The sequence below is a fragment of the Methylobacterium sp. J-001 genome, from assembly GCF_022829565.1.
GTDB lineage: Bacteria > Pseudomonadota > Alphaproteobacteria > Rhizobiales > Beijerinckiaceae > Methylobacterium.
In genome coordinates, this window is sequence record NZ_JAKSYN010000074.1 from 1 (window position 1) to 21390 (window position 21390).

Annotated in this window: 30 protein-coding genes and 1 pseudogene; 18 read left to right on the plus strand and 13 right to left on the minus strand. The window is 64.1% G+C overall.

Annotation, left to right across the window (positions count from 1 at the left end):
• The 3 genes and pseudogenes from MKK65_RS07915 to MKK65_RS31505 all read left to right on the plus strand — a co-directional run.
• Window positions 1-287: pseudogene (locus MKK65_RS07915) on the plus strand (integrase core domain-containing protein); the annotation flags it as partial.
• 34 nt (window positions 288-321) lie between these two features.
• Window positions 322-1077, plus strand: coding sequence for an IS5 family transposase (locus MKK65_RS07920; protein WP_243956949.1), 756 nt, complete (start codon window positions 322-324; stop codon window positions 1075-1077).
• A 381-nt stretch (window positions 1078-1458) separates the two neighbouring features.
• Entirely contained in the window at window positions 1459-1650 is a 192-nt protein-coding gene (locus MKK65_RS31505) for a PsiF family protein (protein WP_409565382.1), read from the plus strand.
• Between the two features lie 62 nt (window positions 1651-1712).
• On the opposite strand, the gene MKK65_RS07925 is transcribed toward MKK65_RS31505, so the two are convergent.
• The 4 genes from MKK65_RS07925 to MKK65_RS07940 form a co-directional block, all read right to left on the minus strand.
• The gene (locus MKK65_RS07925) at window positions 1713-1940 is read right to left on the minus strand and encodes a hypothetical protein (protein WP_243956869.1); all 228 of its coding nucleotides are present in this window, start codon (window positions 1938-1940) and stop codon (window positions 1713-1715) included.
• A 158-nt stretch (window positions 1941-2098) separates the two neighbouring features.
• A complete protein-coding gene (locus tag MKK65_RS07930) occupies window positions 2099-2731 on the minus strand; it encodes a ParA family protein (protein WP_243956951.1) in 633 nt (210 codons plus the stop codon).
• Complete coding sequence (locus MKK65_RS07935; RefSeq protein WP_243956870.1) at window positions 2731-3738, minus strand: tyrosine-type recombinase/integrase; 1008 nt, start codon at window positions 3736-3738, stop codon at window positions 2731-2733. The genes MKK65_RS07930 and MKK65_RS07935 overlap by 1 nt, the downstream gene beginning before the upstream one ends.
• On the minus strand, window positions 3735-4013 hold the full coding sequence (locus MKK65_RS07940) for a hypothetical protein (protein ID WP_243956871.1): 279 nt from the start codon (window positions 4011-4013) through the stop codon (window positions 3735-3737). The genes MKK65_RS07935 and MKK65_RS07940 overlap by 4 nt, the downstream gene beginning before the upstream one ends.
• 405 nt (window positions 4014-4418) lie before the next feature.
• Between MKK65_RS07940 and MKK65_RS07945 the strand changes: the two genes are divergently transcribed.
• Genes MKK65_RS07945 through MKK65_RS07965 form a run of 5 tightly spaced genes read left to right on the plus strand, consistent with a single transcriptional unit; the run spans window position 4419 to window position 5497 of the window.
• Window positions 4419-4676 carry a hypothetical protein gene (locus MKK65_RS07945; protein WP_243956872.1) on the plus strand — a complete coding sequence of 86 codons (258 nt, stop codon included), beginning with the start codon at window positions 4419-4421 and terminating at the stop codon, window positions 4674-4676.
• Between the two features lie 3 nt (window positions 4677-4679).
• Window positions 4680-4916 (plus strand): helix-turn-helix domain-containing protein, encoded by a 237-nt coding sequence (locus tag MKK65_RS31510; RefSeq protein ID WP_243956873.1) that lies wholly within the window; start codon window positions 4680-4682, stop codon window positions 4914-4916.
• Window positions 4909-5103: a hypothetical protein gene (locus MKK65_RS07955; RefSeq protein ID WP_243956875.1), complete on the plus strand. Its 195-nt coding sequence runs from the start codon at window positions 4909-4911 to the stop codon at window positions 5101-5103. The genes MKK65_RS31510 and MKK65_RS07955 overlap by 8 nt, the downstream gene beginning before the upstream one ends.
• Before the next feature lie 4 nt (window positions 5104-5107).
• On the plus strand, window positions 5108-5290 hold the full coding sequence (locus MKK65_RS07960) for a hypothetical protein (RefSeq protein ID WP_243956877.1): 183 nt from the start codon (window positions 5108-5110) through the stop codon (window positions 5288-5290).
• Between the two features lie 6 nt (window positions 5291-5296).
• On the plus strand, window positions 5297-5497 hold the full coding sequence (locus MKK65_RS07965; protein WP_243956879.1) for a hypothetical protein: 201 nt from the start codon (window positions 5297-5299) through the stop codon (window positions 5495-5497).
• 251 nt (window positions 5498-5748) lie between these two features.
• On the opposite strand, the gene MKK65_RS07970 is transcribed toward MKK65_RS07965, so the two are convergent.
• Window positions 5749-6135, minus strand: coding sequence for a hypothetical protein (locus MKK65_RS07970; RefSeq protein ID WP_243956881.1), 387 nt, complete (start codon window positions 6133-6135; stop codon window positions 5749-5751).
• A gap of 483 nt (window positions 6136-6618) precedes the next feature.
• On the opposite strand from MKK65_RS07970, the gene MKK65_RS07975 reads away from it, so the two are divergent.
• Window positions 6619-7782, plus strand: a complete 1164-nt coding sequence (locus MKK65_RS07975; protein ID WP_243956883.1) for an acyltransferase family protein — start codon at window positions 6619-6621, stop codon at window positions 7780-7782.
• A gap of 100 nt (window positions 7783-7882) precedes the next feature.
• Here MKK65_RS07975 and MKK65_RS07980 read toward each other — a convergent pair whose 3' ends face one another.
• The 4 genes from MKK65_RS07980 to MKK65_RS07995 form a co-directional block, all read right to left on the minus strand.
• Window positions 7883-8188 (minus strand): hypothetical protein, encoded by a 306-nt coding sequence (locus MKK65_RS07980; RefSeq protein ID WP_243956886.1) that lies wholly within the window; start codon window positions 8186-8188, stop codon window positions 7883-7885.
• Window positions 8189-8326: 138 nt separating this feature from the next.
• Complete coding sequence (locus MKK65_RS07985) at window positions 8327-9259, minus strand: Abi family protein (protein WP_243956888.1); 933 nt, start codon at window positions 9257-9259, stop codon at window positions 8327-8329.
• A gap of 385 nt (window positions 9260-9644) precedes the next feature.
• Entirely contained in the window at window positions 9645-9902 is a 258-nt protein-coding gene (locus tag MKK65_RS07990; protein ID WP_243956890.1) for a hypothetical protein, read from the minus strand.
• Window positions 9903-9972: 70 nt separating this feature from the next.
• A complete protein-coding gene (locus tag MKK65_RS07995; protein ID WP_243956891.1) occupies window positions 9973-10251 on the minus strand; it encodes a helix-turn-helix domain-containing protein in 279 nt (92 codons plus the stop codon).
• Window positions 10252-10352: 101 nt separating this feature from the next.
• Here MKK65_RS07995 and MKK65_RS08000 point away from each other — a divergent pair, with 101 nt between their 5' ends.
• The 5 genes from MKK65_RS08000 (at window position 10353) to MKK65_RS08020 (ending at window position 13605) form a co-directional block, all read left to right on the plus strand.
• The gene (locus MKK65_RS08000) at window positions 10353-10649 is read left to right on the plus strand and encodes a hypothetical protein (protein WP_243956892.1); all 297 of its coding nucleotides are present in this window, start codon (window positions 10353-10355) and stop codon (window positions 10647-10649) included.
• Window positions 10650-10777: 128 nt separating this feature from the next.
• Entirely contained in the window at window positions 10778-11059 is a 282-nt protein-coding gene (locus tag MKK65_RS08005; RefSeq protein WP_243956893.1) for a hypothetical protein, read from the plus strand.
• A gap of 58 nt (window positions 11060-11117) precedes the next feature.
• Window positions 11118-11960 carry a hypothetical protein gene (locus MKK65_RS08010; protein WP_243956894.1) on the plus strand — a complete coding sequence of 281 codons (843 nt, stop codon included), beginning with the start codon at window positions 11118-11120 and terminating at the stop codon, window positions 11958-11960.
• Between the two features lie 66 nt (window positions 11961-12026).
• A complete protein-coding gene (locus tag MKK65_RS08015) occupies window positions 12027-13121 on the plus strand; it encodes a hypothetical protein (RefSeq protein WP_243956895.1) in 1095 nt (364 codons plus the stop codon).
• An 82-nt stretch (window positions 13122-13203) separates the two neighbouring features.
• Window positions 13204-13605, plus strand: coding sequence for a hypothetical protein (locus MKK65_RS08020; protein WP_243956896.1), 402 nt, complete (start codon window positions 13204-13206; stop codon window positions 13603-13605).
• Between the two features lie 1281 nt (window positions 13606-14886).
• Here the strand turns inward: MKK65_RS08020 and MKK65_RS08025 are convergent.
• Complete coding sequence (locus tag MKK65_RS08025; protein ID WP_243956898.1) at window positions 14887-15024, minus strand: hypothetical protein; 138 nt, start codon at window positions 15022-15024, stop codon at window positions 14887-14889.
• 97 nt (window positions 15025-15121) lie between these two features.
• Here MKK65_RS08025 and MKK65_RS08030 point away from each other — a divergent pair, with 97 nt between their 5' ends.
• From MKK65_RS08030 to MKK65_RS08040, 3 genes are all read left to right on the plus strand, one after another.
• A complete protein-coding gene (locus MKK65_RS08030) occupies window positions 15122-16555 on the plus strand; it encodes a Hint domain-containing protein (protein ID WP_243956900.1) in 1434 nt (477 codons plus the stop codon).
• Window positions 16531-16893 (plus strand): hypothetical protein, encoded by a 363-nt coding sequence (locus MKK65_RS08035; protein WP_243956902.1) that lies wholly within the window; start codon window positions 16531-16533, stop codon window positions 16891-16893. The genes MKK65_RS08030 and MKK65_RS08035 overlap by 25 nt, the downstream gene beginning before the upstream one ends.
• A gap of 883 nt (window positions 16894-17776) precedes the next feature.
• Window positions 17777-18217 carry a hypothetical protein gene (locus MKK65_RS08040; protein ID WP_243956904.1) on the plus strand — a complete coding sequence of 147 codons (441 nt, stop codon included), beginning with the start codon at window positions 17777-17779 and terminating at the stop codon, window positions 18215-18217.
• Between the two features lie 234 nt (window positions 18218-18451).
• Here the strand turns inward: MKK65_RS08040 and MKK65_RS31515 are convergent, their stop codons facing one another.
• Window positions 18452-18766, minus strand: coding sequence for a GCG_CRPN prefix-to-repeats domain-containing protein (locus MKK65_RS31515; protein WP_409565381.1), 315 nt, complete (start codon window positions 18764-18766; stop codon window positions 18452-18454).
• Here MKK65_RS31515 and MKK65_RS08050 point away from each other — a divergent pair.
• Entirely contained in the window at window positions 18672-19043 is a 372-nt protein-coding gene (locus MKK65_RS08050; protein ID WP_243956958.1) for a hypothetical protein, read from the plus strand. The genes MKK65_RS31515 and MKK65_RS08050 overlap by 95 nt on opposite strands.
• Before the next feature lie 342 nt (window positions 19044-19385).
• Here MKK65_RS08050 and MKK65_RS08055 read toward each other — a convergent pair whose 3' ends face one another.
• Window positions 19386-20546 carry a YihY/virulence factor BrkB family protein gene (locus MKK65_RS08055; protein WP_243956906.1) on the minus strand — a complete coding sequence of 387 codons (1161 nt, stop codon included), beginning with the start codon at window positions 20544-20546 and terminating at the stop codon, window positions 19386-19388.
• Between the two features lie 423 nt (window positions 20547-20969).
• Window positions 20970-21236 carry a hypothetical protein gene (locus tag MKK65_RS08060; protein WP_243956908.1) on the minus strand — a complete coding sequence of 89 codons (267 nt, stop codon included), beginning with the start codon at window positions 21234-21236 and terminating at the stop codon, window positions 20970-20972.
• Window positions 21237-21390: the final 154 nt, after the last annotated feature.

Here is a 21390-nt window from a genome sequence, read left to right on the forward strand (position 1 = left end):
TAAATTAAACCAGGCTCACCGTGGGAGAACGGCTACGTGGAAAGCTTCAACGCGCGGCTTCGCGACGAACGCCTGAACGGCGAGATCTTCTACACACTCAGGGTAGCGCAGGTCGTCATGGAAAGCTGGCGACGTCACTACAACGGCGTGCGCCCGCATGCCTCTCTGAGATACCGACCGCCGGCCACGGGGGTGTTCATGCCAGCCTTCTCCGCTTGGCCGGCTGCGCTTGCCAGACCAGCTCCGCCGGCAAGCTACCCGTGGCGGAGCGGCCCACCGTGCACTAACTCTACCCTTGGACCACCTCGTGGGGGCCGATCACTGGTTGCGCCCTACCTGACGCTGCTGCGTGAGGATGCCGGTCAGCGTGAGCATGCGTTGCGCGAGGTGTTCAACGGCCTGCGCTACGTGGTCAGGAGCGGCTGCCCGTGGCGGCTGATGCCCCACGACCTGCCGCCCTGGTTTGCCGTGTATCAGCAGGCCCAGCGCTGGCTGGCGGCCGGCTGTTTCGAGCAGCTGGCCGAGGACCTGCGTGCGGTGCTGCGCATGGCGGCCGGTCGCCCACCGGAGCCGAGCGCGGCCGTGCTCGACAGCCGGACCTTGCGCTCCTCACCCGAGAGCGGCGAGCGGGCCGGCTACGACGGGGCTAAGCGCAAGAAGGGCTCGAAGCTGCACATGGCGGTGGATACCCTCGGCCACCTTCTGGCGCTGCATGTCACACCCGCCGATGCTGATGATCGGGCTCAGGTTGGCCGGCTGGCCAAGGCCGTGCAGGCAGCCACGGGCGAGAGCGTCGAGGTCGCCTTCGTCGATCAGGGCTACACGGGCGAGAAGCCGGCCGCGGCAGCCCGCGCGCACGGCATCGAACTGAAGGTGGTAAAGTTGCCCGAGGCCAAGCGGGGCTTCGTACTCCTGCCCCGCCGCTGGGTCGTCGAACGCTCCTTTGCCTGGGCCACACGCTTTCGCAGGCTCGTCAAAGATTACGAGCGCTATGCAAGCACCCTGGCAGACCTGCACCTCGTCGCTTTCGTCTGCCTCATGCTCAAAAAGGCCGCTCAACTCGCCACAGGTTCATAACAGCCCCTAGGGCGAGACTAGCGGTCGGAAAGTTTAAGGTGCCTAAACCTGAGCGAAATTCCTAAAACAATCTGACGAAGTTGCTAGTTGCTTTCTGCAACCAAGAGGCGATGCAGCGGGCGCTGAGGCATTCAAGGATTGCTCTCTGAAGAAAGCCGCTCCGCGAGTGCCCTTTGAAGGCGTTCGCTCGTCGAATGTGCCCGACCACAGTCCGGAGATCCCGGTGCCTGGCTGGTCGATGATCCGGGCGAGATCGGCGGATCGTACCTTCGCCTTAGATCGCATTCACAGTGACTGCCCACGTGCGAAGCCAGGCGAACATTCATGCGACCTACCCTCGCGCTCATAGCCGCCTTGGCCGCCCTCACCTGCCTTCCTGCTATGGGAGCCGCACAGGGCCGGCCGGAGCCTGATGAGGAGAACGCCTCAGCCGCATCATCCCCAGGCGAAGAGGCGGCTGATGTCGTCGATCCGGAGGTGCTAGCACGCTGCCGCCGACAGGCTGCGGATCAGAAGCTGAAGGGCCCTGCTCGGAAGGCCTTCATGGGGACCTGCGTCACGCCGGAGGATTGAGGTCGAGAGCCAAACGGCTTTTTCACGATAAGACATGACAACGCTGTCACGTGACCACGTGGTCACTCGCCCCGGTTCAACGCGTCGAAATCGCGCCCGTGCTGGCGCAGCACCAGCCGCAGCCCCTCGATGTAGAGGTCATGCGGTTTGCAGTCAGTGGCGGCCGCGATCTCCCGAAGCGCCTTGAACACTTTCGGGTGCGCGTAGATCGAGGCGTGGGGCTTCTCGTACCGGACCCGTCGCTTGTACCCCTCCGGTCCGGCGGGCTCTGGCACCACGTTGTCAGTCACAACGCTAACCTGTGGATCCGTTGCCACGCCATCACGTTGTAACGTGGTAACGTCGTCACGTTGACGCGTTGTAGCGGGGTCACGTGGCTGCTCGGATGCCGGCGCCTGCGTGGCGATCCTGGCGAGCTGATCGTTGATGGACGGCCGCGGTTTTTTGCTCATGCCTTCGCCCCTGCGAGCTGCGCTTTGATCCACTGCCAGAGCAGCCGGACCTCAACAGCCGCCTTGCCCTTCGGCGCCAGTTCAGTGACGCCTAACCCTGTCGTCATCGAGTCGAGGAAATCCGAGCGCGTCGCCACCATCGACGGGGCAAGTGCACCTGTGCTGACCAGAGCGGTAGCCGCGTCCAAGGTGCGGGCCTGCGTAGTGGCATTGCATTGGTTGAGAACGAAGGCGAACTGCCGCCCGAGAAGCCTGAGCTGCTCAACCGTCGGCCTTGCTGCTTCGACGTCGAGGATCGACGGCTTAACTGGCAGAAGGCACAGGCTCGCCTCGCGCAGTACGAGCGCGACGTCGGGCCCGAACCGGCCGGGCGTATCGACGATCACGAGTGAGACTTGGCCAGCACCGCGCAACTGCTTGAGTGTTCCGGCGAACGCCGACGGCTCCACCCGCTGCACGTCCAGGCCATTCGCCTCTCGGCGCCGTCCCCATCCGAGGAGCGACGCTTGTTGGTCCGTATCTAGTGCTACGACGGTCTCCCCGTCCTGCATCGCCGCAACGGCGAGCGAGGCCGCGAGCGTGCTTTTGCCCGATCCGCCCTTTTGTGTGGTGAGAGCCAGAACGCGCATCACAGCCCCGCCATCCCGGCCGGGTTCTGCTTGAAGAGCTGCCCGGACCGGATGTAGCCGCTCGTCGTGTCGAAGCGCTTGTGTCGGAGCTGTCGCTGGATCGCGTGACCCGGCGCGTCGTTGGCTGCGGCCGACGTGGCGAGCCCGGACCGGAGCGAGTGCCCCGCATAGGCTGCCGCGAGCCGCCGCGCTTCGTCCGGTGAATGCCCCTCCGCCAGGGCCGCCGCTTCGACTGTGCGTTGGACGATCCGAGCCACGGCCCGATCCGTCACCGCCTCAGCGCCGATGTGCCCGTGCCTGTCGATCGGCCGGAACGCCGGCCCCTCCGTCAACTGAGCGGCCTTGATCCACGCGCGATAGCTGCGCACTGGGCATGTCTCCATGTTCGAGCCATAGGGTACGCCTATCTCGGCGCCCTCCCCCGATTGATCGGTCTTGCTGCGGGCGAGGTGCACCACGAGGCCGTCAGGCTGCTCCTCGACCCACGCACCACCGTCCCGCCGCGAAACCTCGAGCCCTGCGAGCTCGGACCGGCGCAGCGCCGCGGCAAAGCCCACCAAGATCAGCGCGCGATCGCGCCGGCCAGCCAGCGTGTCCGGTAGAGCCGCCACGGCCCGCCGCAGGTCCACCGTCATTAGGGGCCGCTTCTTGGCCGCCGGCTGGCCGTGCGCCCGTTTGATCCCGCGCCACGTGTCGCGGAACGCTGCGGACGAGGTGTCGAGTTTGAACCCCGCCGCAGCGTGCTGCTCTCGGATCGCAGCGAGACGACGTTGCAACGTGACAACTTTCAACGTGGTAGCGTGGTCAATCAGGTATGATAGCACTGCAGCTGGGCTCGCCGGCAACGACGCCTCGCCACGTGCCTCGCACCAGTTTGCGAAGGCTCGCACATCCGAGGCGTAGGCCCGGCGCGTGTTCGCAGCCCGCGACTGGTCGGCATACTGGCGGGCCCGATCAGCGAATGCCTGCAGGCCAATCGGTGAGGGGAGGGTGATTTCCGAGCTCAAGGCAGCGTTTCCTCGTGCAGCGGCTCACCCTTGTCGATCGCCGAGATGATCTGGCTTCGAACGAGCTTCAAAGCTGCTTGTACCGGATCGGCCCAGTCAGGCCGTTGGGCCTTCTGGATGGCCTCAGACGGCACGACGACGAAGAACCGCGTCCGTCCCCTCGAGCGAGCATGCCAAAAGCCGCGAACCTCAACGCCAGCCGCCGTTGCCCGCGCCTTGGCGATGAAGTCCTGCCCGGCGTGCGAAAACGAGAGGCGAGGGGGCGTTGGCGACATGCGAGCTGCTGGTGTCCGATAACCTCTTCTTATCGGACCTTAGTCCACCACGCGGAAACTGGCAACGGGATCGCGTCACCACGTTGTAACGTGGTCATGTGGTGACGTGGTGCAGACAATGAGAGTTCGCTATCTGCTTCCTACCGGCCGTGGACGCGACCGGGTTATGCTCAAGGCCGGGCGAGCCGTGGTGATATGGCCGCCCGGCCGTCTACGCTCTAGCTAAGTCGCTCATGAAGGGGGAAAATCCTGGGTGGGTGCGCGCCAAGCTGGCGACGGCCGCCATGCTGCTGCTGTTCGCGTTCTTCATCGTCCTGGCGCGTGGCATCGCGCATTTGTCGTGATGGCGGGTCAACGCGAACGAGCCTCATGGACGGGGCAGGGGAGCTGCAGTAGCTCTCCGGCATGGCCAGCAACCCGACCGTGTCCGACCTGCGCAAGGTCTCCGAGGTGACGGACGACGAGATCACCGCCGCCGTCGACGCCGTGCTCGCGGATCTGGCCTCAGAGGCCTACCCGCTGGCCAAAGGGTGGGTGCTCGACCTCGGCGAGGCCGTCGCAGGCCACAAGGCCTCACAGGACGCACTGCTCACCGACCGGGACGCCTACAAGCGCAACATGGTCCGCACCGCGATCCTGCTGGCACAGCCGGTGAAGGGATGAGGCATGAGTGAGGCTGGAACCTCCGCTGCGCCTTCGCTCCCCATCGGGCTGATCATCCGAAGGAGGCGACGTGAGTTGGGGCTGTCTCAGAACGATCTCGCCCGTCAGCTCGGCATTGCACAGAGTTCGATCAGCAGATTAGAGCGCGGGCTTGAAGGCGCGCATCATGTCTCTCGCATCTTGAGTGCTCTAGGAACTGACGCTGATACCGCCCACGCAGGAAGCCCGGCACATGGCTGATCAACCCAATGCAGGCGTGGCGATCCAGCACATGATGCGCCGGCTCGACGGGTTCGCCCGTGGCCTGGGACTGGACGAGGCGGCCACGCGGCAGATCGTCGAGAAGGTCGCCGCGGACATGGCGGATCAGCCAGACGAAGAGCGCATGATTGAGGCGCGGACCCGAATGATCGTGGCGTCCGCGTAGCCGCATGCTTGAGGAGGATCCCATCGCCGAGGCCGTGACAGTGCTCACATCCCGCGGCCACACCGTCGAACCCGACGACGATCACGAGAACTGGCGCGTGGACGGCGGTGAGCCAATCACTGCCGGGGACCTGCTGGCCTGGGCCATCGTGCTCGGCCTGAACGGCGGCGTCGGCCGACTGCAGTAGTGCGCGATGCCTCAGACCCTCACTGGCTGGATCCTATTTGCGGCCATCATGGTCTCGTCGACATGGACGATAGCCGCTGGCATCAAGCTGACCAGGGTCATGCAGACGCGGGGAAAAGAGGATCAGCGCGACCTCTACCTGGTCTACGCATTCGGAGCGCTGCTCATGTTATCGACGCTGGTGTTCATGTTCGTCGAGTCGCCGTAGCTCGACGCCGCTATGCCCACCGAACCGCACGCCCCGATCCGTGGCCGCGCCCTCTTGGCGCTTCGTGCCTGCGCCGCCCATTCGCAGAGCCTCCAGCATGAAGCCTACCCGACCTACATGCCGATGCTTGCTGAGATGGGCCTAGTCGTAGAGCGGCATGTGCACGGAGTTGGTCGCAGCTAGCCGGCGTGGTTTCTGACCGCGGCCGGGCGGGCTGTGATCGCGGAACTCGGGTCGAGCGAGGTGCGGGACTAACCTCTCTTCGCCCTGAACTCCCAGATCGGTGGGCCCCATTCCTGTCCCTGCTTATCCCGGCGTGCCGCGGTCCGCTCGAACACGATGCGGTCGGCATCGACGGCATGAACCCGGTCGCCGGCAACCATCAGCGCTCCGCAGTAGTCGACGCGCAGCGTGCCGTGCTCAGGATGGACGCCGAACAGTTGTCGATCCGTCCAGCCGTGCCGCTGAGCCTCCGCGCCGAACCGGTCGCAGAAGTCGAGCGCCGCTTCCCGCATCTTCGCCCACTGCGCCGGCGTTAGGTAGCGGCAGGGCGAGGCGTGCGGGGAGATATTCTCAATCGCCCCATGCCACATCGCGACGGGGTTCGGGATCAGGGTGGGGGCGAGACCGGATGACATCCGGCCGAGCTACGCCAGGTGCTGCAGGCAGGCCATGCGACCAGAAGCGGGGTTGCTCAGCGTCGAGACCCACCGACCCGTTCCGAGTGAGGGGAGGGATTTGGACCGGGCCGGTGGGTGTCCCTCGGGAGGACGCACCATGGTGCACCGCAGTGCTGACCTTTCAAAGCCCAAAACGAGCAAGGCCCGCCCAGGGGGATTGAGGTGGGCCTAGAGCAACCACACCGGCTAAGCCGCATTGTGACATCTACCGTGTACCGGCCCTGGCACTGCTCTTCCGACGATCACTCTCCAGCCCGATCGCTGCGGCTATCCTGCGCCCGCATTCTGGCAGCCCTGACAGCGGATCAAACGACGATCCCCGTGAAAGGAATACCCTGTGTTCAATCGCGCAGCCTAATACGTATCGTGGTCTTCAACGCTTTTTAGCAATGCCCTGTGCTGTAAGGCTGCTGAGTAACAGCTCGGTGGTCGGAAACACTCATGCAAACCGTCGGATCCGTTCTCGACCGGCGAGGCGGGCTCGCCCCCGGCTTCGACTTGCTGCGGATTGTCTTAGCTGTGTCCGTCGTGATCTGGCACGGGCGCGCCATCGTGAATAATGAGATCACCCGCGTCGGCGGGTTCTTTGAACTCGGCAGTTATAGCATCATCGCTGCCTTCTTCGGGCTGAGTGGTTTTTTGATCACCGGCAGCGCCCTTCGCCTCCGGCTCCGCGACTTCCTACTCAACCGAGCGCTGAGGATTATTCCCGCGCTTGCAGTGGAAATCGTACTCAGCGCTGTCGTTCTTGGCCCGCTGTTCAGTGATCTACCATTGTTGAGATACGCCACCGATCCTCAGGCCTACCGTTACTTCGCCAACATCCTAGGACTGATCGTCTATACGCTGCCGGGCGTGTTCGCGCACAATCCCACTGACGTCGTCAACGGCTCGCTTTGGACCATCCCTCATGAAATCGCCTGCTACGCACTGATGTCGGCCTGCGTGCTGACCGGCCTGCTGCGGCGGCCAGCTTTAGTCCTTGGTGCGGCAGGGGCGGTGATCCTGCTCGGCTTCATCCTGGGCCTCGGCGCCATAGGTGACCCCGTCAGCGTCCCGGCTCGACTGGCCGACAAGTTGTTCGTCGACAAGGCCTCACGGCTCTACGTGGCATTCCTGCTCGGGATCGCCGCCTATCTATATCGCTACCGGCTGCCCTACGACTGGCGATTGATCGGCCTCGCAGCAGTGATCGTGTTCGTCGCAGGCGCCTTCGACTTAACTGCCGTCACAGCAGTGCCAGTCTTCCCGTTCATGAACCTTATGATCCTGCCCGCACTGATTTACCTCATCGTATGTTTGGGCGTGACGAACCTCTGGGTCCCCACCCTGCTTCGGCGTGGCGACTATTCCTACGGGATCTACCTGTACGGATGGCCACTTCAGCAGGCTCTAGTTGCCCTCGTACCTGTGCGCGACACGACCCAGCAAGTTCTCTTGGCGCTGCCGTGTATCATCCTGTTTGCGATGGTGTCCTGGCACATGATTGAGCGGCCGATCCTTAGCCTGCGGCGTCGCTTTTCGTTCGTCGCATCACACCGTCTTAAGGCTGAACTGGCTCAGCCGACGGCCGCGACTGCGACAGGTCTTGGACGTATGCGATAGAAGTCACATGTGAAGCGGGGTCGGCTGACGTCAGGGAGCTACGGCAAGCAAAGTCGATAGGACATGCGGCCAGAAGCGGGGTTGCTCAACATGGATGGGGTCAGACGTAGCCCTTGTAGCCGACCCGCTTGGCCTCCTGTCGGGCTATCTCTAGGACACGATCACGGTCCTGAACGTTCTTGATCTCCGACCAGATGCGCACGAAGACGAGAAGGTCGCCAACTTCGTTGACGCGCGGCTCGGCCAGGAATTCTTCTGACGGCACATCGAGTGCCTGAGCTAGCCGCTTTAGCGCAGGGGAGTTGCAGCTGATAGTGGGATCAAGCGTGTCCATAATCGCGCAATGCGCCATCGGACGACCTGGTCGCATAATGAATTCAAAATACCGTGAGGTGTAGATGCCCACGGTGTTCTACCGGCTCGGCCCCGCCGCCCAATCTGATCACGGGCTGGCGGGGGAGGTCGTCGATCTCACCAGCGTACAGGCAGAATGGCTGCCCGTGGTTGAGCGAGCGTGAACGGCTCTGCTCTCAAGCTTGGGGCATCAGTGGGAATTCCATGGCGGTATCTCGCGCCAGTTGTCAGGAAACCCCATCGCTTTCAATGGCACGCCGGGCCGGCGGTCAATCAGTTGTTCAAGCCGTGACGCCCACGGCGATGAATTGTCGATTAGTTTTGTTAAGTGCCATGTCATTCCACAGATAACAAAAAGCCTGTCGTGCCCAAAGGTCGGCCAATGAGGTGAATAAACACGTGGTACCTTAGGCTTGATAGTAAACGCCCTGTTCCATATACGATTGTGATGCGCGCAGACATTGCGTGCGAATGATAAGGAATGAAGCCAGCTTTCCATTACGTCATGCTGCAGATCGAACTTTGATGATACGGCTTGCCGTATATTTCCTTTTGAAAACTTATATATTTTCGATATAGATCCGAATGACATTATTTCAGTCATCATCCAAGAGGGTGGATATGGCTGAGAATATTTATTCATAAACTGATTTATGAACATGTGCTGATGCGGCTGGTTTCTATCGCCAACGCAGCCGTCGAGAACTTCGGTAATCAAACGGTGCGAGCCGCGGTCAAAGTTCGACGGTTCGCACAGCCAAAATGGTCCGTGCGTTTGCGCGCCGGCATCAGATAGCGTGGCTTTTACTGCTACTTCCACCCTTTCGAATGCCCGGGTGAATAGCGCCCTTAGGCGGCGGTCGAAATTATAGATTTCGACCAGCTGCTCGAACGATATGCCAGGGACAAATCGCTCTCTCTTAGGGTCCGCTGGGTCAGTATAATATTTGTAATAGCCCGAAAGCCTATAGTAACCAACAAACTGTAGAAAGTGTTTAGCTTTTCCTGCGTCTGAGATTTCAAGACCGCGCTGTCTAAGGAGATCAAGCTGCGCATCGAGTGTAATGGCAGGTTTTGTAAAGTCGACTTTAGACAAAAAGAAACCCCCCTGAGGCGCTTCCATGGAGAGGCGTGGGGGGTGTTATTACCCGCGATAATTGGCGCCGCCTCGCCCTGAGTCAAGAGGAGGTTATGCACAATCGGTTGCGAAAATCACATGTCCCACAGGCTCAGTTAACGATTTTTTGCATCTTCGCCGCATGGGCGAGGGTTGGCATGTAGGACGCTGGCGCTAGCAGCCCGCAGAGCCTGCAGGAGGGCGTTGAGCTGGGCGATCGTGACCGTCAGCCCCTCGGGGCTGCCCTCGGCACGCGCGACAACGCTCACAGGCACCTTGGCGCGCTGAGCCAGATCTCTGGGCGTCCAGCGAATGGAGAGCCGTGCTGCGAGAAGCTGCGGGCCTGTGATCAATCCTTCCGCTCCCCGAACCGAGATCTGAGCCTTGCTACTCACGAGCGCGCCTGTCGCTCTCGATGAAAGTAGGACGCCACGCCGGTGGCGATCAGGACGGTCCCGACCCCGATGTAGGCTATCTCGACGATGCTGATGATGAAGTCCGTGGGCCGCGCGAGGGCGAGCCACACCATGAACAACAGGCCGGCGACCGGCACGCTGAGGGCTAGGACGCTGATCACGAACATCAGCCAGTGCGGCATCGCTCTAGGACGGCGCGGCGCCGGCAGATTGCTATCGCTGATGCGTGTCACGGCCCCTTCCTCTCCCGGAACCGGATCCCGGCCCCACCGCCGTTCTCGGGGATGAACTCTAGGCCGGCGGTCATGCCTCGCCTCGACGCTTCCGCACACGAATGTTGGCCGGCGGATCGCGCCGCAGCCGAACACCGGGAAGGCCGCCGTTTTCCGGCAGGAATATCGCCCCCTCGTGCTCCAGCGCCTTCTGCAGCCCGGCCAGGGTCATCGAGTTCGCGCTGAGCGGGCCGTCCAATCGCTCCAGCCGCTTGATGGTCTCGGCCGACACGCCGGACAGCTCGGCCAGTTCGCCCTGCTCCAGTTTCAGCATCGCGCGCGCGGCGCGCAGCTGCTCACCCGTCAGCATTTTACACCTATCATGCAAAAACATACGCGTTGAGTGTTGACGTGTTATCGGGATGGGATTACACGATAAGGGCAAGCAGTGACCCGCGCAAGGCATATCCGATGTCCCACCGCACCGTCTCCTGGAACACACTCTCCCGCAGCCTGCACGACAGCCGGCCGGCCGTCGCACCCGGCCTGCTCTCGGCAAAGGCTCGCATCGACATGACAGTGCGCACCACCCGCCGACCGCTGTTCGCTGCCGGCCAATTCGACCGCGGCGCCATCATGTCGGCTGCCGCCTCTGCTGCCCGCGCCCATCAGGAGCGGTTCGGCTGCACCTGGGGCGAGGCCATGTCGGTCTGCCTCACCGCCGCGTGGCGCGCCGCCAAGATGGCCCGCCACATGGCCGCTCACTGATAGCATGAGTCCAGAAGCCGTTTTTGGGCCCTTGAGCGCCTGAAAGCCCAGACCGCCCAGACACTTGGGCGAGTGAGTCGACCCTCCCCTTTTGATCCCCGCCACGAGCCCTCACCGGAGCCCGAACGATGACGCACGCCCGCATCCCCGATTTCTCGCAGCCCGCCACGGCTCGCAGCACCAGCGCCCGCACCGGCCGCCGCCGGCTCTCGGCCGATGGCCGACACCTGAACCTGCCGAACGAGCAGCAGCCCGGCACGATCGACGCGTGGGAAGGCGTCTATCCGGTCCGCCCGGACACCGCGCACAGCCGGTCCCTGCGCTTCCTCGACACCGCCGGTGAACTGCTGGCTGCGGTCGCCATCATCGGCGGCGGCATCGTCGTGACCGGCTTCGCCACGCTGCTCTGACCCGACCCGCACCCGAGCGGGCCGGTTGCCCGCGCCCCTCACTCTCGAGGATCCCGCGATGTTCCTGCGCACGTCCCTCAAGAACCTGATCCGCCGCAATCCAACTGCCAGCCTGCGTGAGCGCGCGGCCGAGCTGCGTGGCACCTTGAGCCGCCGCACCGTCGTGGCTGGCTCCCTCGCTGTCGCCGCACCCTTGCCGGCGATCTCCGCGCCAATCGGGGCGCCCCCCGCGCAGCCGCATCCCGACGCCGCCCTCGTGGCGCTGGGCGAGCGGTGGCTACGAGCGCACGACGCGCAAGAGAGGGCGCGGGAGGAATGGGGTGTCGCCTATCAGCAGGTCTACGCGGTCATCGTCACGTGCCCGCCCGAGCTGTTCGCGACCCGCGATGAGCAAATTCGGGTGCTCGGCGGCTGGCGCTGGCCCACGCTCCTCGGCGTGAACCTCAGGCACGTCGCTCTGGATTGGGGAACCGAGGAGGCTCACACCGAGCGGGCCTGGACCGGTGAGGCGTTGCGCATCGCCATCGCCCGCGCGGTCCCGATGCTTGGCCAAGGCGGCAAGACGCCGGGCCGGATCCGCCGGTGGAAAGCCCTCCTGCCGATCGCCGACGCCTTCGATACCCAGGTGGAAGCCGTCGAGACCGCGACCGACCGACGGCGCCTTGAAGCGGCCCGCCGGACGGCGGAAGACGAGTTTCGCGATCTGAACCGTGAGATCGGGCGGCACGTCGCCACTACCCCAGAGGGCATGGCCGCCCTGGTCCGGGTGATCGGCCTCTATCCGTGGAAGGACACGGGCGGCGCTTGGCCGAACCTGCTGCGCAGCGCGGCTGCCGTCTCCGGCATCGACTCCGCCAGCCTCGAACACAAGCACGCGTCGACCCGCGCAGATCGGGCCTGACGCCGCCACTGCGCGGCGCTCGCCCTGCCGCGCCTCCCGCCATCCTTATGACCTCGGAGGCCGCCCGTGCCATCTCTCAAGCTGTCCAGCCTGTTCCGGCGTGATCCTGACCGCCCCGACCTCAAGCAGCGGGCCGCCACATTAAGGGCGAGCCTCGGAAAGCACCCCCACCTTCAGCCGCAGCCTGGCAGTAATGAGGCGAAGGCGGCGTTCAAGGCTGCCTGCCACGAGCACACCATCCGGACCCAATTCGCCAACGGCTACCCCGAACTGAAGCGCACCACCTTGGAGTGGTGGACTGCGAGCAGCCTCGGCAAGGCGCTGGAGACGGGCGAGCTGACGCCGGCTGAGTGCGCCCGGCTCTACCCGCTGGCGACCGAGCGCGAGTTGCGCATGGCCGAGATTGAGCACGAGCTGAACCTCGGCGGCCTGTTCGCCCTGGCGTTCGCCGATGAATACCCGGTCACGCCCGTGGCCGACGATCCGGATCCGATCCACGCCGTGATCGCGGAGAGCTACCGCGCCGAAGACGCGATGAAGGTGTTCGGGTTGGACCCGACCTCGACCTCGCGGCCAAACTGGTTCCTACGCGAACGGGCGCTGACGGAGGCGCAGAGCGCGACGCGAGATGCTGTGTGGCGCACCACGCCGACGACCCGCGCCGGTCGGCTCGCCCTGGTCGACTACGCTCGGTTCCAGATCGCGCTCTTCACGGGCAGCAGCGTCGAGGATCCCGACTGCCCGGCCTACCTATTCCGGGAGATCATGGGCGCCGTCACCGCGGCGTTCGAGGCCGACTGCGCCCCGCCGGACGATGGCGCTACGCACGACCTGTCCGGCTGCGACCTCGCCCAACTCGCCCGCCTCTACGAGACCTGGGAGGGCGTATTCCACCATCTCACCGGCGCTGGCGCGATCCCGTGCTTCACTGCGGATCGGCACAGCGGCTTCACGCCGGCCGGCGAGGTGCTGGACCGCGAGTACGACCGAGCAGGGGCGTTCCTCGGCGCCATCGCCAGCGAGGTTCGGAGCCGCACGGCCGTAAGCGCCGACGACCGGCACGAGCGCCTGGGCGTGCTCATCCGACACGAACTCAACACGAACGGCCGGCCTGTCGACGAAGCGCTGCTGTCCGAGCTGAACACCTCGGACAATCGCTGAGCCTCTCTTCCCGTAGCCGTGTGTACCGCCCCGGCCGGATCCCGCCGGGCTTCCCCTTCACTGCGACCCGAGACCTGACATCATGGGCGACGTGCTCACTTTCACCCCGCGTCCGAAACCGGCCGCTCCGGAGGCCCTGGAGCCGCTGGCCGGAGCAGCCCTCCGCGCCAGCCTGGAGGAGGCCGCACAGGTCGCCCTCGACGCCGCGGACCGCATCATCGCCGTGCTCGACCGCATGGACGGCGATACGGACCTTGAGGACGGCGCCGACGCCGAGCCATCTTTGGCGGCGCCCGAGAACCACACAGGCAGCCAAGTCACGTGGCTGCGGGGGAACGACCAAGACCGCGAGGCCGAGGCGGCCGAGACCACCTTGCCGGAGGTGACCACCGTGATCGAGGTGGAGCCTCTGCGATGGGGCGGGCGGGGCAATGTCCTCGCCGCGGCCGCCTCGTACCTCGTCGACCTGCTGGAGCGGGCCTAATGCCTTGCATCAGTCCGCCATGCCGCCGCGCCTTCGTCCACGTAGTTGCCGATGGTTAGAACGCTGGCCTGCTGCAGGTATTTCCGTCTGGACTTATGGCTGAATTAGGCGATCTGAAATCAGTTCAGACTGTCGCTCACACAGCACAGGTGGCGATAAACGGTGGGCTCAAGGGGCTGACGACTACGTTGTGATCGCTCCCGCCATCGACTTGTCGAACCGACAAGCGTCACGCTGACGGCAAGCATCCGCACACGCAAAAGCGTGGCTGACGGGTCCGTGTAGGGCGATTGGGAACGCGACGATGGCAGGCGGTCAGGGCGGAAACGGCGCGGGTGCAACCGGGACTGGGGGGCAGCCCACCGCAGACGATTTCGTTGACGCAAATGCCGGCGCCGCTGGTGGAAACGGCGGCTCCTCAACGGCCGGGAGCGGCGGCGGGGCGGGTGGCTCATCTGGAGTGACCGGTGGAGCCGGCGGTGCCGGCGGCGGAACTGTCGCTAACACCACAGGGACGGGCGGTGCTGCCGCGACGGTTACAGGCGCTGGATATCAGGGGGGCAATGGCGGGATTGGCCTCGCTGGGCCGAACGCCGGCGATGGCGGGGGCGGAGGCGGAGGCGGTAGTCACGCGTTTTACATCAATGGCTCAGGTTTAGTCGCTTCCACTACGAGAGTAGGCGGCTCCGGCGGCATCGGTGGGGCCGGCAACGGAACCGGCGGCGGTGCCGGCGGTGGCTCCGGCGGGTCCGGGCTCGTCGCACCCAGCCAGCGGTTCGCGCTCGACTCCTATGCTACGATCACGGGCGGCGTTGGAGGAGCCGGAGGGGCTGCCGGTGGTCCGGGGGCTGTCGGAGGTAACGGCGGCAACGGCGGGATCGCCGTCGTCATCGGCGGTGGGGATGTTACTAATAGAGGCTCAATCACGGGCGGCGCAGGCGGTCTAGGCGGCGCGGCGAACGGAGGCACGGCCGGGATCGCAGGCCAAGGTGGAGCTGGTCTTTCCGGTGCAAACCTCGCAGTCACGAATACTGGAACGATCTCGGGTGGCTTCGCTAATGCTGGCAACGGTGTTCAGGCCGATGCTATTGATTTTACTGGAGGCGCAAATACCCTCACGCCCAGCACCGGCACGCTCAACGGCGGCATTGGCGTCACCGGCACGCTGCGCGTCCTAGGCACGAATACTACACTGGCCAACCCCATCCGCGACTCCGCCGCGGGAGCTGGCTCGCTGATCAAGAACGACGGTGGCAACCTTACGCTAACCGGCACCAACACCTACACCGGCTCGACCTCGATCGCGGCGAACAACACGCTTGCCCTGTCGGGCACTGGCTCGATCGCCAATTCCAGCGGGGTCGCCAACGCCGGCACCTTCGACATCTCGGGGACGACGGCGGGTGCCTCGATTACCACCGTCTCAGGCGCCGGCGGGACGACACTCGGCGCTCAGACGCTGACCGTCACGAATGGCTCGACCGGCTACAGCGGCGCGATCTCTGGTACTGGCGGCGTGGCGATCACCGGCGGCACGCAGACGCTGACCGGGGCCAACACCTACTCCGGCGGCACGACGATCGGCGCGGTTGGGAGCACGACGTCCAGCACGCTGCAGCTGGGCGGAGCAACCTCGGCCGGCACTGGAGCTATCAATTTCGCCAGCATGTCTGGCACCGCCACCGCTCGCCTGGGCCTCAACGTCGCTGCTCAACCCACGAACGGCACCTTCACCAACACCCTGGCCAACTTCGGCTCCGGCAACGAACTCGCGCTCGCCGGCCTGACCAATTCCAGCGTCAGCTACAACAGCTCCAACAGCTCGATCACCGTCACTGGAACCCGTACCGGTGGCGGCGGCCAGGTGAGCCAGAACTTCGTGCTGTCGGCCCCGCGCACTACCAGTTTTACGGCGACGGTCGACGGCCAGAACAACACGATCATCCAGGCCACGCCGCCTACTCCGCCGCCTACCCCCACTCCGAACCCGGCGCCAAACCCTAACCCGGCTCCGAACCCTACGCCGGCCCCGGCCCCCTGCTACGTCACTGGTAGCCACATCCGGGTGTTACGCGGCCATACGATCCAAGACGTGCCCGTCGAGACCCTGCGTGTCGGCGACCTCGCCGTGACCGCCTCAGGCAAGCCCTGCCCAATCCGCTGGATCGGCAGCCGCTCCTATGCGGGCCTCACCGCCCCGCAGCATGATCGCCCGGTGCGGATCAAAGCCAACGCCTTTGGTGATCGCGTACCCGCCCGCGACCTGCTCGTCTCGCCCGACCATGCCCTGATGGTCGACGGCATATTCGTGGCCGCCGGGCACCTCGTGAACGGCACGTCGATCACCCGCGGCGAGGCAGTAGTGGATCTCACCTACTGGCATGTCGAGTTGGATAACCACGACCTGCTCCTAGCCGAGAATACCCCGGCCGAGAGCTTCCTGGCCGCCCCGGGCGTGCGCGCTGGCTTCGCCGGCGTCCAGGCCCTCGACGCAGGCGCCGCTCCCGTGCCCTACGCCCAGCGCACCGAACTCGGTCCGGAACTGGCGACGCTGCGTGGGCGCTTGGCCCTTCGTGCCGTCTCGTCAGGTGAGGCTGGTGGCCTGCCGGGCCCCGTGCGGGCGTGGCTGGATCGGTGCACTGTCGGCACAGACGGCGTGCTGCACGTGGCCGGCTGGGCACATGAGGCCTCGCAGCTCGACGCACCGGTATGCCTGGACGTGATGGTGGATGGGGCTGTGGTGGCGTTCACCGTAGCGAGTGAGTACCGCGCGGACCTCGCCGCAACCGGCATGGGAGACGGCCGATACGGCTTCGACCTCGGGCTGGACGTGCAGTTGGCGCCAGGCGTGCCACACGTCGTCGAGGTGCGTCGCTCGGCCGATGGGTCTCTGGTGTGCGCCAAGCAGGTCGACGCAGCAGGGGCATGGACGGCGCTGCTGGCGGCGTGAGCGCCCAGTTGGTCCTGCGCGGGGGCATCGACCTCCTGAACCATCGCCGCATTATCGGTTGGGCATGGGATCCGGGCGCGCCGCACGTGCCCGTGCCTATACTCGTCGTGATCGAGCGGCGCGTGTTGGGCCGGGTACTGGCCGACCTGTACCGTGAGGATCTGGCGGCTCAGGGCTTCGGGACGGGTCGGTGCGGCTTTGCCCTCGACCTGCCGGCGGAGCTGCTGTCACTGCGGCAGGGCTACGAGATCAGCGTCCGCCGCGAAGGCGACGGCGTCCACCTACCTGGCTCGCCCTACGTGCTGGATCCATTGATCCGGGTCGTGCGAGAGGAGTAGCGTCAGAGCCAATCGTTTCGTCATAGCGGCTATTGGAACGTCATCGCTACTGCTGGCACGTCCTGCTTCATCAGGCTTCTAGAGCGTGTCTGATGCCGACTGCCTCACCTCAATGCGCATGCCCTTCCGCTCTCGCGCGTCATCGTCAGCCGCTGGGATACCCATCAGAACTCGCGCAGGATGCGTATGTACGATCCGAACGCTCTTCGGCGCCCAACCACACCCAATGCAAACAGCGTAGGTCCATCGCCCCCAAAGATCTGAGTTATGGCTGTCAACAGATTTCTGTCTTTCTCTTGCTTTTGCAATAAGTTGCTTGGTTTCTTCCGCCTTTTCATCGCTAGTTATATCAGAGTTATTTGCGGGAGCAACCCTCCGGGGCTGTACATGCTGCGCCAGTGTCGGTGACGCAAAACCGATAAAAACAATCGAGATTAGTATTAAAGTGCGCATTAGATGCTCCAAGAGCCTCGTTGGCACCCCCCTGTTGCGGCCTTGACGAAACTGAGCTCCGATAGGTTTCAGGAACAGCGAAAATAATTACGAGAAATCAATTTTAGATGATGGTGCATTGCAGCGCAGGAGCGAAAATGGGCGAGCGGAAACCTTGCGATAGGCCCTACTCCCGCGCGGGCTTCGGCTCTGGCTTAGCCGCTCTCATGGGGCTCTGGATCACTCGTGGCGTCGGACCAGCCTTCTCGGCGATCTCGGCCTCTTGCTGCTCGATGAGATCGCGGGCTGGCTGATCACCGTCGAGACTGCCTAGTGGTACAAACTTGACGCCTGATACCCACTCGCAAGGTCGGTTTGAGGTGGAAAACGGAACTAGGCGTTGAGGCTTTCTGTGAGACATTCGGCCGATGAGCTCCACGGCTGAGCTGAGATGATCACGAAGCGTCGCAAAGCTAGTACATTCCTGGCATTCGCCCTCACGCTCGCGGTGGAACCCCTGAACGCGCAGACAGAGGAGCAGCAGCGCCGAATTGAAGCTGTGCAAGCGCCGTTCGTGAAGTGCATGCGCCGAAGTGTCGACGAAATTTACGCGTCAGCCTCAGATATATCTCGCTCGGCCGATCAAATTCTGGAGACCTGTCGCCTGGAGCTCGGGGCGTGGCGCTCAGGTGTGCAGGCAATGGTTCAACAACCCAATCCGGCCGATCGCCACTATCTTGAAGATAAGGCATTCGAAGAAAGGTCGACGCGCAATATGATCAAGAGCATGATCATTTATAGGATCGCGCAGAAGCGGTGCGCGGCTGGACTGCCAGCTACAATGCTTGATTGTGCCTCGCTCAGTCGCCCACTCATTCCACCACGGCGCTAGAGCAGGCACGAGGGGCGCGAATGCGGTCCCGGGTTCAGCTTCGGCGCGCCGGGTCGGTCACGAGGGATTTGACTTGCTCTATGTGTTGGCTTGAACCCGGCGATCAGGATCCTGCGTGGAAGCGTAGCACTCGGGGCCATGCTGCCGACGGTGCCATTTGCAGGCTGATCGGCGGCATGGTCGCGATTTGTGGGGCAAGGCCCAAACAACCTTTGGGATTGTAGCAGGCGACGCCTACTGGAAGCTGCCGTCGGGTAGGCGACCGTGGAACGGCGTGTTGCGGCAATGACCCCATGGCCCACGCCAGTAGCCCGGAGGGCACCCATTCCCTGCGCGCACTTGGTACCAGCCGCCGGGGAGGGGGCCAGAGTACGGCGTATTCCGGCAATGCCCCCACGGACCGCGCCAAGCGCCTGGGCCGCAACCACCCGCAACAAGGGTAATGGGAGCAGTGATGCCCGGATCTGCCGCGATCGGCATCGCATTCGCGGAGGCCAGCGGCAGAGTGGTCAGCGCCGCGGCGGCAAAAATTGTATTCATTATCTTCATGGCCGGTTTCCTCAGTACTCCGTCGCCAAGATGCTCGTGGCGGCTGTCCCTACAACTTGGCAGGAGGGCAGCCGCTGCATTAAATCTTGGCCATGAAACCGTAGGGTTTCTGCAAAGAGGAAAATTTGATGCGGATGAAGCTAACGACGATGTTGAATTAAGTTCGCAGGAGCTCGGCTCATGCGCCCCGCTTGACGCTGGAGCCCAGCCGAACGGAGTATCGAGCACGACCGCGCCGCCGAACGTCAGGACCGAGACCAAGGTTTTCTCGACATAGCTGCTGAAGTGCGCGTTTGGCGATGTCGGGCTGATAGGTCCTCAAGCTCGACATACTAGGCCGTCAAATAGCAATGGTTTGAGCATGGCGGTGATCGATAGAGGTTCCTATGGTCGCTGCCATGCCTCGCCGGTCCTGTCAGAACCCCAACAACTGCCATGCTGCCGGTCGCGGTGGGCCGTGCCGAACTTGTGACGCGGAAGCGATCGCGCGCCGGGCTGTCCTGCTGCGGGAGCGTATTCATGCGAACCAAGCGGAGGGGCGCCCGCTGTATGCCGAACGCCTTGCACAGCCCCCGGAACAGGAACGTAGTCTCGATCCTGAACTCTGAGCGAAGCTTCGCTACTCCGCAGCAGCCCCGACGCTATCGGCCATCTTCGCTCCCCGCGTCCCTAGGGGCTGCGGTTCGCCAACAGTCGTGTCCTCAGCCGTCTGATGTTCCATCTCGGCGTTCACCTGGGCGCCCAACAGCACGATCGTCGTCGAAATCCAGATCCAAGTCATGAACCCGATCGCCGCCCCGAGTGAGCCGTAGGTTTTGTTGTAGCTGCCGAAATTCGACACATACCAGGAGAACAACAACGAGCCGCCGAGCCAGAGTATCGCCGCAACGGTGCTGCCCCCGGTGACCCAACGCCAGCGCGGCGCGTCCCGACTCGGGCCGTAGCGGTAGAGTACCGCCAAACCGCCGAGCACAGCCAACAGGAGTACCGGCCATCGCAGGAGAGCGAGCCACCATGCGTCCTTGCCGACGCCAATGAACTCGAACACCACCGGCAACACCACGACTGCGCCGAGTGCCAGGACCAGGAACGTCAGGGCGCCCGCCGTGAAGGCCAGCGAGACGAGATTGAGTACGAAAAAATTGCGCCTCTCACGCTCGTTGTAGACGAGGTTCAGTGCGTCGAAGATGTGCTTCATGCCGCCGTTGGCACTCCACACCGACAGAACGATGCCGACGATCAGACTAAACCCCAGCGTCGCGTTGCCCTTCTCATCCAACGATTTGATTTGTTCACCCACAATGTCGAGAGCGCCTTGGGGTAGGATGCCCTGCAGGCTGGCAAGCTGGTCGTTAATGGTCGAGGTATCGGCCACGAGGCCGTAGACGGATACCAAGGCGGCAACCGCGGGGAAGATCGCCAGCAGCGCGAAGAAGGTGACGCCGGCCGAGACCAGCATGATCCGGTTCTCGCCGACGTCCCGGTAGGTACGCAGGGCAATGTCCTTCCAGCCCTTGGCCGGGATCTCAGTTGGTCTCGATGCCTGGCGGCCGCGATCGGCCTGCGTGTGTGCCACCTCTTCAGCATCGCGGCCGACATGGGAGGGCGACGCTTGACGGGCGTCGTTCGCCCCTTGGTCGCCTGATGTCACACGTGTCGTGGAGCGGCGCGGAAGCGCCACGAGGCCGATGAGAGCGGTGGCGAGTGCCAGCGTCCAGACCGCTGAGGCTTGTCCGTCAGGTTTACCGGACGGATCCGAATTCGAGGGGGTAGGGGACATAGTCTGGCTTCAGCCTCACGCACGAATGCTCAAGATCGCCGCCACAACGACGAGGCGTCAAACCGTGTTGCAACGAACGTAGCGTTTTGCTGAGGATGGAGGGTGATTGGGGCACTCAAGACGCCCGAACCACGCCATCCGTCATGTGCTCCCGATTTGCCGGCTTGAGGTTCAGCCTTCCACGCATGGCCTTGCCCGGCTTAAAGTGGACGCTCGTCCTTTGCGTAGAGGTGCGGGTTTTGCTCCGCGATGCGGGCGACGAGCTCGGATCGGACCATGGTCGCTCGATGCCGCGTCGTTCACCGGACCGCAACGGTGTTGGGGGCGTTCCTGGTTACGGGCCGGTTGCGTATCGGCTCGCGGGATGATGTCGGTCGCTCCCCTGCCCCAACCGGATCGGGGTCGGGTCGAGTGGCCGACGGGTCACAGCGCCGTCGGATGCGCCGCCATGACGACGGCCGCGACCGCGTTCCGGAACGTCTTCTCCTGCGGACCGGCGCGGTTCGCGACCTCCGTAGGGTCGATCGTGGAGGTCACGAGCGCGGACACGTCGAGGCTGTAGCCACTGGCGAACAGGTAGGGGCCGGCCGTCGGGTCGATCATGTAGGCGTCGATCGCCGCGACGATCTCCTGGCTGCTGATGCGGCCGGACCTGCGCAGGTCGGCGACGGTCGGTAGTGCGGCAGTCATAGGCGCGCTGATCATTCCCTGACGTTGACTTAACCGTGCCGCCCGGTCGACATGGACCGTTCCGGCCGGGCTCGCCTCGGCGAGTCGAGAGCCGGCAATTCAGGAGACCGTCGCCGCGAGATAGACCCTGAAAAGCCAACAGCCCCTTCCCGGC

What these genes read in the sequence shown, in the direction of transcription:
- MKK65_RS07995 (WP_243956891.1), bottom strand. Translation starts at nt 10,251, where the DNA reads ATGCTGACGGGTGAGCAGCTGCGCGCCGCGCGCGCGATGCTGAAACTG.
- MKK65_RS08000 (WP_243956892.1), top strand. Translation starts at nt 10,353, where the DNA reads ATGTCCCACCGCACCGTCTCCTGGAACACACTCTCCCGCAGCCTGCAC.
- MKK65_RS31515 (WP_409565381.1), bottom strand. Translation starts at nt 18,766, where the DNA reads ATGAAGATAATGAATACAATTTTTGCCGCCGCGGCGCTGACCACTCTG.
- MKK65_RS08040 (WP_243956904.1), top strand. Translation starts at nt 17,777, where the DNA reads ATGATCACGAAGCGTCGCAAAGCTAGTACATTCCTGGCATTCGCCCTC.
- MKK65_RS07955 (WP_243956875.1), top strand. Translation starts at nt 4,909, where the DNA reads ATGGCTGATCAACCCAATGCAGGCGTGGCGATCCAGCACATGATGCGC.
- MKK65_RS08055 (WP_243956906.1), bottom strand. Translation starts at nt 20,546, where the DNA reads ATGTCCCCTACCCCCTCGAATTCGGATCCGTCCGGTAAACCTGACGGA.
- MKK65_RS08050 (WP_243956958.1), top strand. Translation starts at nt 18,672, where the DNA reads ATGCCCGGATCTGCCGCGATCGGCATCGCATTCGCGGAGGCCAGCGGC.
- MKK65_RS07985 (WP_243956888.1), bottom strand. Translation starts at nt 9,259, where the DNA reads ATGGAAGCGCCTCAGGGGGGTTTCTTTTTGTCTAAAGTCGACTTTACA.
- MKK65_RS08010 (WP_243956894.1), top strand. Translation starts at nt 11,118, where the DNA reads ATGTTCCTGCGCACGTCCCTCAAGAACCTGATCCGCCGCAATCCAACT.
- MKK65_RS07960 (WP_243956877.1), top strand. Translation starts at nt 5,108, where the DNA reads ATGCTTGAGGAGGATCCCATCGCCGAGGCCGTGACAGTGCTCACATCC.
- MKK65_RS31505 (WP_409565382.1), top strand. Translation starts at nt 1,459, where the DNA reads ATGGGAGCCGCACAGGGCCGGCCGGAGCCTGATGAGGAGAACGCCTCA.
- MKK65_RS07970 (WP_243956881.1), bottom strand. Translation starts at nt 6,135, where the DNA reads ATGTCATCCGGTCTCGCCCCCACCCTGATCCCGAACCCCGTCGCGATG.
- MKK65_RS07975 (WP_243956883.1), top strand. Translation starts at nt 6,619, where the DNA reads ATGCAAACCGTCGGATCCGTTCTCGACCGGCGAGGCGGGCTCGCCCCC.
- MKK65_RS08020 (WP_243956896.1), top strand. Translation starts at nt 13,204, where the DNA reads ATGGGCGACGTGCTCACTTTCACCCCGCGTCCGAAACCGGCCGCTCCG.
- MKK65_RS08035 (WP_243956902.1), top strand. Translation starts at nt 16,531, where the DNA reads ATGGACGGCGCTGCTGGCGGCGTGAGCGCCCAGTTGGTCCTGCGCGGG.
- MKK65_RS07940 (WP_243956871.1), bottom strand. Translation starts at nt 4,013, where the DNA reads ATGTCGCCAACGCCCCCTCGCCTCTCGTTTTCGCACGCCGGGCAGGAC.
- MKK65_RS31510 (WP_243956873.1), top strand. Translation starts at nt 4,680, where the DNA reads ATGAGTGAGGCTGGAACCTCCGCTGCGCCTTCGCTCCCCATCGGGCTG.
- MKK65_RS07945 (WP_243956872.1), top strand. Translation starts at nt 4,419, where the DNA reads ATGGCCAGCAACCCGACCGTGTCCGACCTGCGCAAGGTCTCCGAGGTG.
- MKK65_RS08005 (WP_243956893.1), top strand. Translation starts at nt 10,778, where the DNA reads ATGACGCACGCCCGCATCCCCGATTTCTCGCAGCCCGCCACGGCTCGC.
- MKK65_RS07965 (WP_243956879.1), top strand. Translation starts at nt 5,297, where the DNA reads ATGCCTCAGACCCTCACTGGCTGGATCCTATTTGCGGCCATCATGGTC.
- MKK65_RS08060 (WP_243956908.1), bottom strand. Translation starts at nt 21,236, where the DNA reads ATGACTGCCGCACTACCGACCGTCGCCGACCTGCGCAGGTCCGGCCGC.
- MKK65_RS07930 (WP_243956951.1), bottom strand. Translation starts at nt 2,731, where the DNA reads ATGCGCGTTCTGGCTCTCACCACACAAAAGGGCGGATCGGGCAAAAGC.